8 protein-coding genes are annotated in these 13,648 nt (G+C 70.6%); 1 reads left to right on the top strand and 7 read right to left on the bottom strand.

What is annotated here, in order from left to right:
* The 7 genes from ACGFYU_RS21740 to nirB all read right to left on the bottom strand — a co-directional run bounded on the left by ACGFYU_RS21740 (position 1) and on the right by nirB (position 12,689).
* Positions 1-2,319 (bottom strand): molybdopterin oxidoreductase family protein, encoded by a 2,319-nt coding sequence (locus tag ACGFYU_RS21740; protein ID WP_393828937.1) that lies wholly within the window; start codon positions 2,317-2,319, stop codon positions 1-3.
* Positions 2,316-3,416: an MFS transporter gene (locus tag ACGFYU_RS21745; protein WP_393828938.1), complete on the bottom strand. Its 1,101-nt coding sequence runs from the start codon at positions 3,414-3,416 to the stop codon at positions 2,316-2,318. Before ACGFYU_RS21745 ends, ACGFYU_RS21740 begins: the two co-directional genes overlap by 4 nt.
* Before the next feature lie 67 nt (positions 3,417-3,483).
* The gene (gene pflA / locus ACGFYU_RS21750; RefSeq protein WP_393828939.1) at positions 3,484-4,299 is read right to left on the bottom strand and encodes a pyruvate formate-lyase-activating protein; all 816 of its coding nucleotides are present in this window, start codon (positions 4,297-4,299) and stop codon (positions 3,484-3,486) included.
* 96 nt (positions 4,300-4,395) lie between these two features.
* Positions 4,396-6,666, bottom strand: coding sequence for a formate C-acetyltransferase (gene pflB, locus ACGFYU_RS21755; protein ID WP_393828940.1), 2,271 nt, complete (start codon positions 6,664-6,666; stop codon positions 4,396-4,398).
* Positions 6,667-6,873: 207 nt separating this feature from the next.
* Positions 6,874-8,178, bottom strand: a complete 1,305-nt coding sequence (locus ACGFYU_RS21760) for an anaerobic C4-dicarboxylate transporter family protein (protein WP_393828941.1) — start codon at positions 8,176-8,178, stop codon at positions 6,874-6,876.
* Positions 8,179-8,392: 214 nt separating this feature from the next.
* The gene (locus tag ACGFYU_RS21765) at positions 8,393-9,802 is read right to left on the bottom strand and encodes an MFS transporter (protein ID WP_393828942.1); all 1,410 of its coding nucleotides are present in this window, start codon (positions 9,800-9,802) and stop codon (positions 8,393-8,395) included.
* Positions 9,803-9,935: 133 nt separating this feature from the next.
* Entirely contained in the window at positions 9,936-12,689 is a 2,754-nt protein-coding gene (gene nirB / locus ACGFYU_RS21770; protein WP_393828943.1) for a nitrite reductase large subunit NirB, read from the bottom strand.
* 209 nt (positions 12,690-12,898) lie between these two features.
* Here nirB and ACGFYU_RS21775 point away from each other — a divergent pair, with 209 nt between their 5' ends.
* Positions 12,899-13,648: a sirohydrochlorin chelatase gene (locus ACGFYU_RS21775; RefSeq protein WP_393828944.1), complete on the top strand. Its 750-nt coding sequence runs from the start codon at positions 12,899-12,901 to the stop codon at positions 13,646-13,648.

Below are 13,648 nucleotides of genomic sequence, written 5' to 3' on the forward strand. Positions count from 1 at the left end.
TCAGCTCCTCTCCGCCGTGCCACGGCCCTGCGAGGACGTGGGGGGAAGGGGGTCGGTGCGGGAGACCTGGGTCTCCGGATAGGCCTCGCGGCCAGGGCCGGTGGGCGGCGCGGGGACCTCGTCGATCCGCTCGCCGGCCTCGATCCGGGCGGCGCAGACCTTGTACTCGGGGATCTTCGAGCGGGGGTCGAGGGCGTCGATGGTCAGGGCGTTCGCGGCCGTCGGGACGGGCCAGTGATAGGGGATGAAGACGGTGTCGGGGCGGATCGCCTCGGTGACCAGGGCCGGGAAGACCTCGCTGCCGCGACGGGTGACGACCCGGACGGGGTCTCCGTTGCGGAAGCCGTGCGAGGGATGGACCTCCACCCAGGGGCGGGGGGTCTGTTCGACGAGGGCGCCCAGGCGGCGGGTCTGGTTGCCGGAGAGGAAGTGCGCGACGGTGCGGCCGGTGGTGAGGGAGAGGGGGAACTCCTCGGTGTAGGGGTCCATCGGCGCGTGCCACTCGACGGCCTGCATGTGGACCTTCCCGTCGGGGTGGAAGGTCTTGCCGCCCTCGAACAGCCGGGGGGTTCCCGGGTGTTCGGTGGAGGGGCAGGGCCACATGATGCCGCCGGTCTCCTCCAGGCGTTCGTAGGTGATGCCGTAGTAGTCGTTGACCGTGCCGGCGGAGGCGATGCGGAGTTCCTCGAACACCGCGCGGGAGTCGGCGAAGTCGAACTTGTCCCCGGCGCCGAGCCGTTTGGCGAGCTCGCACATCACCCAGGTGTCGGTGCGTACTCCGGCGGGCGGCTCCTGCGCCTTGTTGTGCTTGACGACTCGGGCCTCGGTATTGGCCATGACGCCCTCGTCCTCGGCCCAGACGGTGACCGGGAAGACCACGTGCGCGTTGGTCGCGGTCTCGGAGAGGAAGAAGTCGAACTGTGCGTGGAATTCGAGGCTGTCGTAGCCCTTCTTGACCGCCCCGTAGTTGGGGAGCGAGACGAAGGGGTTGTTGCAGATGCCGATCAGGCCGCGGATCTCCTGGCGTTGCATCTGCCAGACCATCTCCATCATGGAGGTGCCCGCGGGCGGGAGCTCGGACTCCTTGATGCCCCAGATCCGGCAGATCTGGAGGCGGTGCTCCTCGTTCATGATGGAGCGGCCGCCGGGCAGGAGGTCGGCCTTCTGGCCGTGCTCGCGGCCGCCCTGGCCGTTGCCCTGGCCGGTGATGGTGCCGTAGCCGGCTCCCGGCTTGCCGAGGTTCCCGGTGGCCACGCACAGGTTGATGACGGACAGGCAGTTCTCGACGCCCTGGGAGTGGTGTTCGAGCCCGCGGGCGTGGAAGGCCATGGCCTTGTCGGCGCCGCCGAACATCCGGGCCACCTGGAGGATCTGCTGCTCGGGGACCCCGCAGATCTCGGCTGACCGGGCGGGCGGGTAGTCCTGGACGGTCTTCTTGACCTCGTCCCAGCCGGTGGTGTGGGCGGCGAGGTAGGCCTCGTCGGTGAGGCCTTCGGCGACGATCACGTGCAGCACGGCGTTGAAGAAGGCGGAGTCGGTGCCGGGCTTGAGGGCGACGTGCACGTCGGCGGTGCGGGCGATGGCCGTCTCGCGCGGGTCGACCACGATGAGCGAGGCCCCGCGGTCGCGGGCGCCCCACAGGTACTGGGTCATCACAGGGAAGCACTCCCCCACGTTCGACCCGGCGATCAGCAGGCAGTCGGTGAGGAGGATGTCGGAGAAGGGGTTGGCGGCCCGGTCGATGCCGAAGGCGAGCTTGTTGGCGCCAGCGGCGCTGACCATGCACAGGCGCCCGTTGTAGTCGACGTGCCGGGTCTTGAGGGCGACCCGGCCGAACTTGCCGACCAGGTAGGTCTTCTCGGAGAAGAGGCTGGCGCCGCCGAGCAGGCCGAAGGAGTCGTTCCCGTGGGCGCCCTGGATGCGGCGGATCTCGGAGACGGTGAAGTCGAGGGCCTCCTCCCAGGAGGTCTCCTTGAACTCCTCGTCCCGCGAGCGGCGCATCAGCGGGGCGGTCAGCCGGTCCGGGTGGTTGACCTGCTGGTAGGCGTTGATGCCCTTGGGGCACAGCCGCATCCGGTTGATGTCGTGGTTGCGGGGCTCGACGCCGAAGACCTTGCCGCCCTTGTCCACGCGGAGGTACATCCCGCACTGCACGCCGCAGAAGCAGCAGTGGGTGGGGACGAGGGTCTCGCCGTTCTGGTCGGCGTGCCACCGGTCGGCGGGGATGCCGCCGGCGTCCCGGAAGTTGCGGGTGCCGGGCGGGGCGATGGAGGGGTCGATGGGCAGCGGGGCCCTCTTCGTGGGGTCCGTCGCGGTCACTTGAAGCCCTTCTTGACGTGCGAGAGGTAGGCGTTGCCGCGCAGCACCCGCTTGCAGCGCGGGCAGTACTCCACGAAAGCGTTGAAGTCGAGCTTCAGGTCCTGCATGGTGCCGCGCAGGTTCTCGACGTACGGGGTGGTGTCGATGGGTTCGCCGCAGCGTTTGCAGGCGAAGACCTGCTCGTCCTGGCGGGCGGTGTACTTGAAGAGCTGCATGCCGACGGCGGCCGGGCGCTGGACGATGTGGAAGAACTTCCCGAACGGGATGTAGATGAGGGTGAACACCACCGACACCATGTGCAGGATCGCGAGGAACTCGTAGCCGCCGCCGTGCAGGAAGATCGACGAGAAGGTGAGCAGCAGCCCGGTCACGGAGATCACGATCAGGCAGATCAGCGGCAGCAGGTCGTAGGCGAAGCGCTGGCCGGTGATGGCGCCGCGGTCCTTCATCCGGCGCCACAGGAAGTACGAGGCGCCGGGGATGACCAGCACGGCGGCGATGTCCAGGCCGTGGAACATCAGCCAGCCCACGAGGTTCAGCGAGTCGAAGCCGAGGATCTTGAAGCCCCAGATCCGCATCTCGTAGCCGGGGCCGGAGCCGCTGTCCGAGGTGAAGGTGAACCAGCCCCAGGTGAGCGGGAAGGTGATCGCGGCGGCCAGCAGGCAGCCCCAGAAGATCAGCTGGTGGGCGGCCCAGCGGGAGCGTGACCGGGCGCCGAGGAACTTCTGGAAGCCGAGGTAGGTGGCGATCATCTTCGGCAGGGCAGTGGGCGCCTTCTTGAAGTTGTCGGCCGAGAAGAAGCTGCCGAAGCCCTTCTTGAAGAGGCGCCGGGCACCCGGCGCGGAGACCCAGACGGTGTACCGGTAGGCCACGCCGAAGGCCAGGAAGACGGTGGCGACGGCATACGGCAGGAGCGCCGAGTCGAAGTCGCGCAGCAACCGGCTGCCCAGCACGATCGCGACGATGAGGAGCAGCGATACGAGGGTGCCGGCCAGGGTGGCCCGGGTGGTGACGGATCGACTGACCGGCGTGGGGACCTGGGGTGCCCCGGCTGGTGGCGGCGGGGCTTCGGCGAGGACTTCGGTGGGCTCGGACACACCACCACGCTAAGTGGGATGTACCGTTTCAGCCCGTTATGCCGTACATGCAATTGGGCTGAACGGGTCAGATGGCCGTCAGGCCCTGCGCCGCGAAGATCGCCCTGGCCGCCGCCACCTGCTCCGCGGTGGGCGACGGGGTGTCGTGCAGCGTGAAGTTCATCTCCAGCGCCTGCCACTTCCCCTCGCCCAGCTTGTGGAAGGGCAGTACGTCGACCCGCGAGACATTGCCGAGGCTTCCGGCGAAGGCGGCGACGCCCTCGATGTTCTCGGGCGCGTCGGTCAGGCCCGGCACCAGCACGAACCGCAGGTGGACCTCCTTGCCGAGGTCGGCGAGGCGCTGGGCGAAGTCGAGGGTGGGCCGCAGCGGGCGGCCGGTCACCTTCTTGTAGGTCTCCCGGTCCCAGGACTTGATGTCGAGCAGGACCAGGTCCACATCGCGCAGAAGGGCGTCGGTGGCCCGGACGCCGAGGAATCCCGAGGTGTCCAGGGCGGTGTGCAGGCCCAGCTCGTGCTTCATCCGGTGCAGCAGCTCGCCCGCGAAGACGGGCTGGAGCAGCGGCTCCCCGCCGGAGACGGTGGCCCCGCCGCCGGACGCGGCGATGAACTTGCGGTACTTGGCGGCTTCGGCGATCACGTCGTCGGCGGAGGTCCGCTTGCCGTTGCGCATCTTCCACGTGTCGGGGTTGTGGCAGTACAGGCAGGTCAGCGGGCATCCGGAGAGGAAGGTGACGAAGCGCGTCCCGGGGCCGTCGACGCCGGTGGACAGGTCCCAGGAGTGCACCGAGCCCTCGCTGGGCCGCTGGGTCGCGGCGGCCGCGAGAGTGGTGGGGGCGGCGGGCGCGGCGGCGCGGGCGATGTTCGAGCCGAGAAGGACGGTCATGGCAGGCACCCCTGAGCTGTCTGTTCGAAGACGGTGAATCGCGCGGCCCCGGGGCCGGGGTGAGGGCCCGGTCCCGGGCCGCGCGGTCTGGAGGCTCTAGAGCGAGCCGTGGAAGGTGCGGTTCAGCACGTCGAGCTGCTGGTCCCGCGTGAGGCGGACGAAGTTCACCGCGTAGCCGCTGACGCGGATGGTCAGCTGCGGGTAGTTCTCCGGGTGTTCCATGGCGTCCATGAGCGTGTCGCGGTTGAGCACGTTCACGTTCATGTGGAAGCCGTCGACCGCCATGTAGCCGTCGAGCACGCCCGCCAGGTTCTTGATCCGCTCCTCGGGGGTGCGGCCCAGGCCGTCGGGGGTGACGGTGTTGGTCAGCGAGATGCCGTCCTCGGCGTCCTCGTACGGGAGCTTCGCGACCGACAGCGCCGAGGTGACGTAGCCGTGGGTGTCGCGGCCGTTCATCGGGTTGGCGCCCGGGGAGAACGGCTCGCCGGCGCGGCGCCCGTCCGGGGTGTTGCCGGTCTTCTTGCCGTAGACGACGTTCGAGGTGATGGTCAGCACGGACTGGGTGTGCTCGGCACCCCGGTACGTCTCGTGCTTCCGCACCTTCCTCATGAACTCCTCGACCAGCCACACGGCGATGTCGTCGACGCGGTCGTCGTTGTTCCCGTAGGCCGGGTAGTCGCCCTCGACGACGTAGTCGGTGGCGAGCCCGGTCTCGTCGCGCACGGCGGTGACCTTGGCGTACTTGATGGCGGACAGCGAGTCGGCCGCCACCGACAGGCCGGCGATGCCGCAGGCCATGGTGCGGCGCACGTCGCGGTCGTGCAGCGCCATCTCGATGCGCTCGTAGGCGTACTTGTCGTGCATGTAGTGGATGACGTTCAGGGCGTGGACGTAGGTCTCGGCGAGCCATTCCATCTGCTCGTCGAACTTCGCCATGACCGTGTCGTAGTCCAGCACCTCGGAGGTCAGGGCTCCGGTCTCGGGGCCGACCTGGGCGCCGGACTTCTCGTCCCGGCCGCCGTTGATCGCGTAGAGGAGGGTCTTGGCGAGGTTCACGCGGGCGCCGAAGAACTGCATCTGCTTGCCGACCGGCATCGCCGAGACGCAGCACGCGATGGCGGTGTCGTCTCCGAAGCGGGGGCGCATCAGCTCGTCGGACTCGTACTGCACCGAGGAGGTGTCGATCGAGACGCGGGCGCAGAACTCCTTGAAGCCCTGCGGCAGCTGCGGCGACCAGAAGACCGTCATGTTCGGCTCGGGGGCCGGGCCGAGGTTGTAGAGGGTCTGGAGGTAGCGGAAGGAGGTCTTCGTGACCAGCGGGCGGCCGTCCTCGCCCATGCCGGCGATGGACTCGGTCACCCAGGTCGGGTCGCCGGAGAACAGCTCGTCGTACTCCGGGGTGCGCAGGAAGCGGACGATGCGCAGCTTGATGATGAAGTCGTCGACCAGCTCCTGCGCCTGCTCCTCCGTCAGGACGCCGGCCTCGATGTCGCGCTGGAGGTAGACGTCGACGAAGGTGGAGGTGCGGCCCAGCGACATGGCCGCGCCGTTCTGCTCCTTCACGGCAGCCAGGTAGGAGAAGTACAGCCACTGGATGGCCTCGCGGCCGGTGGCGGCCGGGCCGGAGATGTCGTGGCCGTAGGAGGCCGCCATCGCCTTGAGCTCGGCGAGGGCGCGGATCTGCTCGGAGAGCTCCTCGCGCAGGCGGATCGTCTCCTCCAGTGAACGGTTCCCGGCCGGGAGGGCGTTCAGCTCCTCCTTCTCCTCCTTCTTGAAGGCGATGAGGCGGTCGACGCCGTAGAGGGCCACGCGGCGGTAGTCGCCGATGATGCGGCCGCGGCCGTACGCGTCCGGCAGGCCGGTGACGATGCCGGCCTTGCGGGCGGCGCGGATCTCGGGGGTGTAGGCGTCGAAGACGCCGGCGTTGTGGGTCTTGCGGTACTCGGTGAAGACCTTCTCCAGCTCCTCGGAGACCGGGTAGCCGTAGGTCTCCAGCGCGCCGGCGACCATGCGCCAGCCGCCGTACGGCATGATCGCGCGCTTGAGCGGGGCGTCCGTCTGGAGGCCGACGATGAGGTCCTTGTCGCGGTCTATGTAGCCGGGGGCGTGAGCGGTGATCGACGACGGGATGTCGTGGGCGACGTCGTAGACGCCCTTCTCGCGCTCCTCCGGGAACTTGTCCGTGATCGCCTTCCACACGGCCGTGGTGCGGGCGGTGGGGCCGGCGAGGAAGGTGTCGTCGCCCTCGTACGGCGTGTAGTTCTGCTGGATGAAGTCGCGGACGTCGATGGCGTCGCGCCACAGCCCGCCCTTGAAGCCCTCCCAGGCCTCGCCGTTCCTCGTGGTCTCCGCAGGGGTGGCAGTCATCGCCCGCACCTTCTTCAGTCGCCTCTTTGCTTGTCTCCATTGCACGCCTTTTGATCGATCATTTGGCGCCGCGTTGGTCCTGAGCTGGGGCCCGAAGGTCCTGCGATCTTCCGCCGACGAACCTCTCCATCGCCTCCGACCTGGGCTTTTCGGCAGGCCGAAGGTCCATCGTGAGCTTGTGAATGCTTTCACAAGAATCTCGAAAAATCAGACAAACCGAACCAGAGCGAAGCCTGTGGATACCGCGACGCACGTCGTGATCAGGCCGGGCAGCATGAAGGAGTGGTTGACGACGAAGCGGCCGACGCGAGTGGTGCCGGTCCGGTCGAAGTTGATCGCCGCGATGAAGGTGCCGTAGGTCGGCAGCAGGAAATAGCCGTTCACGGCGGGCCACATCGCGATGAGCAGGGGGGCCGGTATGCCGAGTGCCAGCCCGAGCGGCATCAGGGCCTTCGTGGTGGTGGCCTGACTGAAGAGCAGCGCGGAGAGGAGCAGCAGCATGATGGCGAAGAACCAGGGGTGGTCCTGCGCGACCCCGCCGAGGGCGCCGGTGATCCGGCCCTCGTTGGCCCCGATGAAGGACAGCCCGAGCCACGACAGACCGAAGACGCCGATGACCGCGACCAGGCCGGACTTGGCGACGTCCGTCCCCGGTATGCGCTTGGCGTCCACCTTGCAGAAGAGGAGGATCAGCGCCGCCACCGACATCATCAGGATCTCGATGGTGGCGGGCATGGAGAGCGGCCCCTTGCCGGTCGCCGGGCGCAGGGCGGGGAAGAGACCACTGACGACCACGGCGACGGTCCCGCCGAGGAAGAGGTACGCGGACCAGCGCGCCCGGGGTCGCGGCGGCGGGGCCGCTTCGGCGGGGGCGGGGGCCTCGATCTCCCCGGCGGCGAGACGGCGCAGGTATTCGGGGTCCCGTTCGAGCTCCTTGCCGACCCTCGCCTGCACGGTGGCGGCGGCGAGGACGCCCAGCAGGGTGGCCGGAACGGCCACGGCCATGATGCGGGGCAGGTTCCAGCCGTCGCCGTCGAACATCACGATCATGGCGGCCATGGCGGCGGAGACGGGGGACGCGGTGATACCAAAGGTGGCGGCGATGGAGGAGACGGCGATGGGCCGCTCGGGCCGGACCCCGCCCTCGCGGGCCACGTCGTGGATGACGGGGAGCAGGGGGTAGAAGACGTGGGCCGTGCCCGCGCCGAGGGTGAAGGCCCAGGAGACCAGGGGCGCGACGTAGACGACGCGGCTGGGCTTGCGGCGGATGGCCCGCTCGGCGAGGCCGACGAGGTGGTCGATGCCGCCGGCGGCCTCCATGGCGGCGGCGGCCGTGATCACCGCGAGGATGATCAACATGACGTCGACGATGCCGGAGGTGTCGGCGGGGGTGACGCCGAAGAACGTCGCGAGCACGAAGACCCCGACGGCCCCCCAGAGCCCCATGGCCACGCCGCCCTTGCGGGAGCCGAGGGTGATGGCCGCCACCATGACGCCGAGTTGCAGGAACATGCCGAGCACTGGCGTGGCCTTTCGTGTCTGCCGCTCCGGCTGCGCCGGGGGCTGGTCGTGTCCGCGCCCGGGCGCCCGGCGGGGCGGCGCGGAGTTCGCCTGCGGCGCCGCTGCTGGGGCTCCGCCCCAGACCCCGCTCCTCAAACGCCGGAGGGGCTGGATCTGGCCGGCGTTTGAGGCGCGGGGTGCGGGGCGGAGCCCCGGGGGCCCGCGCCTAGCTGGGGGCTTCGGCGCCCGGGCGGGCGTAGAACCACCAGGCCACGACCACGCAGGAGGCGTAGAAGCCCACGAAGCCCCACATCGCGCTCGTCACGGCGAAGTTGGCGAACATCGCCGGGATGAAGAAGAAGCCGTAGGCGGCGATCGCGGCCGTGAAGCCCGTGACCGCGCCCGACTCGATCTCCGCCTGCTTCAGCGCGGCCGCGTACCGCGGGGTGCCCTCCGTCAGGCCCTTCAGGTGCTGGCCCCGGAAGATGACCGGGATCTGCCGGAAGGTCGATCCGTTGCCGATGCCCGAGAAGAAGAACGCCGACAGGAAGCAGAGGAAGAAGCCGAAGAAATGGCCTGAAGAGGAGCCCGCGGGGAGGAAGTTGATCACGCCGATGATCGAGAGCGCCATGCCCACGAAGGACAGGATCGTCACCCGCGCACCGCCCAGCTTGTCGGCGATCCAGCCGCCCGCCCAGCGCGCCAGCGCGCCAAGGGCCGGGCCCATCCAGGCGTAGGTGGCCACCGAGTACGCGGGGAAGGTCGTCTTGATGAGGAGGGGGAGGGCCGCGGCGAAGCCGATGAAGGAGCCGAAGGTGCCGACGTACAGCCAGGTCATCAGCCAGTTGTGCTTGCGCTTGAAGATGATCTTCTGCTGGCTGAAGGGAGTGGAGGCCACCTTCAGGTCGTTCTGGCCGAACCAGGCCACCGCGGCGAGGACCACGAGCACCGGGACCCACACGAAGGCGGCGTTCTGGAGGTAGATCTCCGAGCCGTTGGCCTTCTTCTGGCCCGCCCCGATGGCGAGGACGGAGGACGTGATCAGGATGGGAGTCAGGAGCTGGACCACCGATACGCCCAGGTTGCCCAGGCCGCCGTTGATGCCGGTCGCGTTGCCCTTCTCCTGCTTCGGGTAGAAGAAGCCGATGTTGGCCAGCGAGGAGGAGAAGTTCGCGCCGCCGATGCCGCACAGGGCGGCGATCGCGATCATCGTGCCGTAGGGGGTGTCCGGGTTCTGCACCGCGAAGCCCAGCCACAGCAGCGGCACGACCAGCACGACGGTGGAGATCGCCGTGAAGCGGCGCTGGCCGATCATCGGGCCGAGGAAGGTGTAGAAGATCCGGGCCGTGCCGCCGGTGATGCCGGGGACCGCCGTCAGCCAGAAGAGCTGGGACTGGCTGAAGCCGAAGCCGACGTCCTTCAGGTTGGTCGCGGTGATGCTCCACACCTGCCAGACCACGAAGGCCACCAGCAGGGCCGGCACCGCGATCCACAGATTGCGGGTCGCGACCCTCTTCCCGGTGGACCGCCAGAAGGACGGGTCCTGCGGCGTCCAGTCCGTGATGGTGCGGCCCGGCCTGTACTGCGCCGGATCGGCGAGCTGCGGCCGTACCGCGTCCTGCGTGGCGGAACTCATGGCTTCGTCCTCATGCGTCGAGGGGTGTCCTTGCCTATCCAGGTTCCGCCCCGCCCATGGCCCCGCGGCAGAGGAGAACGGACTGTGGGCGACGGGACAAGGTCCCGTCGCCCACAGTCCGTTGGTCGAGAGATCAGTTCATCGGAAGCACCGGGAGGCAGACCTCCGGATCGTCCAGGCAGACGCCGGTCCGCAGGTCGAAGACCTGCTTGTGCATCGGCGAGGCGACGATCGGCACGCCGTCGCGCGAGCCCATGATGCCGTTGGCGATCACGTCCGCACCCGAGAAGGGGTCGCGGTTGCCGACCGCGTACACGGTGCCCGCGCGGTCCTTGAAGACCGCCGCCTCGGTGCCGTCCGCCAGGACCGCCGTACGTCCCCGGCCCGGCTCCAGGACTCCCTCACCGGCCGCCCCGAAGTCCACCGTCCCGAAGCGGTCCAGGGCCGCCGGGTCTTCCAGGACCGCCTGCCACTCGTCCTCGTACGCCGCCACGTGCCGCTCCATCTGCGCCTCCAGCTCGGCGCAGATCCCGAGCGAGTCCTCGATCAGGACCTCGCGGAGGTGTTCCACCCCGCCCTCCAGCCGCTCCACCCAGGCCGCCGTGCGCTCCAGGCGCTCCCCGGTGCGGATGTAGTACATGAGGAACCGGTCGATCAGCGCGAAGAGTTCGCCGCTCGTCAGGTCCGAGGCCAGCAGGTCCGCGTGGCGCGGGGACGCGCCGCCGTTGCCGCCGACGTACAGGTTCCAGCCGTTGGCGGTGGCGATGACCCCGACGTCCTTGCCGCGCGCCTCCGCGCACTCGCGCAGGCAGCCGGAGACCCCGCCCTTGAACTTGTGCGGGGTGCGCAGGCCCCGGTAGCGCAGCTCCAGGTCGATCGCCAGCTGGATCGAGTCCCCCTGCCCGAACCGGCAGAAGCGGGCGCCGACGCACGACTTCACCGCGCGCAGGGACTTCCCGTACGCCTGCCCGGACTCGAATCCCGCCCCGCCCAGGCGCCGCCAGATGTCCGGCAGCTGCTCCTTGCGGACCCCGAAGAGCCCGATCCGCTGCGCGCCGGTGATCTTCGTGTAGAGGCCGTAGTCGCGGGCCACCTCGCCCAGGGCGATGACCTGCTCGGCGGTGATCTCGCCGCCCGCGACGCGCGGGATGACCGAATAGGTGCCGTCCTTCTGGAGGTTGGCGAGGAAGAGGTCGTTGGAGTCCTGGAGGGCCGCCTGCTCGCCCGCCAGGATGTGCCCGATGCCCAGGTCGGGGGCGAGGGTGCCCAGCACGTTCGCCACCACCGGCTTGCAGACGGCGCAGCCCTCGCCGCCCTGCCCGTACGTCTCCAGCAGCTCGCTGAAACTCCGGATGTGCTCGGTGTGGACCTTCTCGTAGATCTCGGCCCGGGTGAGCGCGAAGTGCTCGCACAGTCCGCGCGGCTTCTCGATGCCCGCCGCCGCCAGTTCGGCGTCCAGGACGGCCTGGAGGGTGCCGAGGCAGCCGCCGCAGCCCGTGCCCGCCTTGGTGCACTTCTTGATCCCGCCGAGGTCGGTGAGGGACTCGGTGACGACGGCCTCGCGGACCTGCGCCTTGGTGACGTTGTGGCAGGAGCAGACCACCGCTTCGTCGGGCAGCGCGTCCGCGCCGGGCGGCGCCGTCCCCTCCGACGGGGGCAGGATGAAGGCCTCCGGCGGGGCCGGCAGCACCCGCCCCGCGTGCGGCTTCAGCGAGCCGTACGCCGCCGCGTCGCCGACCAGGATGCCGCCGAGCAGCGCGCCGTCCGGGCCGAGCAGCAGCTTCTTGTACACGCCCTCGCGCGCGTCGGAGAAGACCACCGACACGGCGCCGTCCCGGCCCTCCGGCGCGAACGGGTCGCCGAAGGAGGCCACATCGGCGCCCATCAGCTTCAGCTTGGTCGAGGTGTCCGCCCCGGTGAAGGTCAGCGCGCCCTCCCCGGCCAGGGCGTCGGCGACCGTCTCGGCCATCTGGTAGCCGGGCGCGACGAGCCCGTACACCCTGCCGTCGACGGTCTGCGCGCACTCACCGACCGCGTAGACGTACGGGTCGCTGGTCCGGCAGTGCGCGTCCACCACCACGCCGCCGCGGTCACCGACCGCCAGTCCGCACTCGCGCGCGAGGCGGTCGCGCGGGCGCACGCCCGCCGAGAAGACCACGACGTCCGCGCTGATCTCCCGGCCGTTGGTCAGCCGCAGGCTGACGGCCCTGCCGTCCCCGTCGGTCCCGACACCGGCCGCGCCGACGCCCGTGTGCACGGCGACGCCCATCGACTCGATGGTGGCGCGCAGCGCGGCGGCGCCCCCGTCGTCCACCTGGAGCGGCATCAGCCGGGGCGCGAACTCCACGACGTGCGTGGTCAGTCCGAGGGTGCGCAGCGCGCCCGCCGCCTCCAGACCGAGCAGCCCGCCGCCGATGACCACACCGGTCCGTGCCCGCCCGGCGTAGGCGGTCAGCGCCTCCACGTCGTCGAGGGTCCGGTACGTGAAGCAGCCCTCGGCGTCCGCGCCCTCGATCGGCGGCACGAACGGGTACGAGCCGGTCGCCAGCACCAGCGCGTCGTAGGCGACGACCGCCCCGGACCGGCTGGTGACCGTACGGGCGGCGGTGTCGATCTGTTCGGCCGGGTCGCCGAGCCGCAGGTCGATGCCGTGCCGCTCGGGGAAGCCGGGCCCGCACAGGGAGAGGTCCTCGCCGCTGGAGCCGGTGAAGGCGGCGGACAGGTGCACGCGGTCGTATGCGGGGCGCTCCTCCTCGGCGAGGACGGTCACGTGCCAGCCGGAATCACCCGGCCGCCCGGGGCCGGCGAGCGCGTCGCGCTCGGCGAGCGCCTCCAGCAGGCGGTGCCCCACCATGCCGTGGCCGATGACCACCAACGTCTGCGCCATGGGTATCGCTCCGTGTGTCCCTGAGCCGTGCACACGCGCGGGCCGCGTATGCCTCCTCCCTCGACGCTAGGTCCGCCACACGGCGGTGAGCTGCGGAAAAGGGCCCCGGCGGAGGGGTCGGGCGCCCCGTCGTCCGCAGGACGTGCGGCCCGCCTCGGTGTGCCCTTCGGGCCACTGGCACGGCCCTCGCCCGCGCCTAGCGTGGAGGCATGCTCGTACTCGCCGTGCACGGCAGCGCCGTCCCGGCCGCCGCCGCGACCATCCGCCGGCTCATCACCGCCATCGAGGCGATGAGCGGGGTCCGTGCGGTCGTCGGCCACTTGGGGGTCCCCCCAGCGGTAGCTGGGGGAGTGCAGGTGCCGTCCCTCGCCGAGGTCGTACGGGAGCACCCTCGCGCGGTGGTGGTCCCGCTGCTGCTCGGCGACGGCTACCACCGCCGCGTCGACATCCCCGCGGTGCTCGAAGGCACCGGTTGCGTGCTCACCGAGGGCCTCGGCGGCGAGCACGCGGTCGCCCTGGCGGTGCGGAGCCGGCTGCGCGACGCCGAGCGCCGCCGGGGCCCCCACACGCGGGCCGACGCGGTGGTCCTGGCGGGCGCCGGGTCCTCCCGGCCGGGCGGCACCGCCGGTACGGCGGCCTGCGCGGCCCGGCTCGCCGAGCTGCTGGAGCACGACGGGGGCCCCGACCCCGTCCCGGTGGTCCCCGCCTACCTGACCTCGGCCGGGCCCACCGTCCCCGAGGCCCTGGCCGCGCTCCGTGCCGCCGGGTACCGCCGGATCGCGGTGGCGGCGCACCTGCTGGCCCCGGGCCGGTTCACGCACGCGCTGGCCGGCTCGGGCGCGTGGGCGGTGTCGGAACCGCTGGCCGACCATCCGCACGTGGCCCGGCTGGTGCTGGAGCGCTACGAGGCCTCCGCGCGGGGCACCGGTGTGCTGAGGGCCGCGCGTCTGGCCCGCTGA

Origin of the sequence: Streptomyces sp. NPDC048337 (assembly GCF_043201175.1) — a bacterium.
In the GTDB taxonomy this organism is placed as follows: Bacteria; Actinomycetota; Actinomycetes; order Streptomycetales; family Streptomycetaceae; genus Streptomyces.

What these genes read in the sequence shown, in the direction of transcription:
- pflA (WP_393828939.1), bottom strand. Translation starts at nt 4,299, where the DNA reads ATGACCGTCCTTCTCGGCTCGAACATCGCCCGCGCCGCCGCGCCCGCC.
- pflB (WP_393828940.1), bottom strand. Translation starts at nt 6,666, where the DNA reads ATGACTGCCACCCCTGCGGAGACCACGAGGAACGGCGAGGCCTGGGAG.
- ACGFYU_RS21760 (WP_393828941.1), bottom strand. Translation starts at nt 8,178, where the DNA reads ATGTTCCTGCAACTCGGCGTCATGGTGGCGGCCATCACCCTCGGCTCC.
- ACGFYU_RS21765 (WP_393828942.1), bottom strand. Translation starts at nt 9,802, where the DNA reads ATGAGTTCCGCCACGCAGGACGCGGTACGGCCGCAGCTCGCCGATCCG.
- nirB (WP_393828943.1), bottom strand. Translation starts at nt 12,689, where the DNA reads ATGGCGCAGACGTTGGTGGTCATCGGCCACGGCATGGTGGGGCACCGC.
- ACGFYU_RS21775 (WP_393828944.1), top strand. Translation starts at nt 12,899, where the DNA reads ATGCTCGTACTCGCCGTGCACGGCAGCGCCGTCCCGGCCGCCGCCGCG.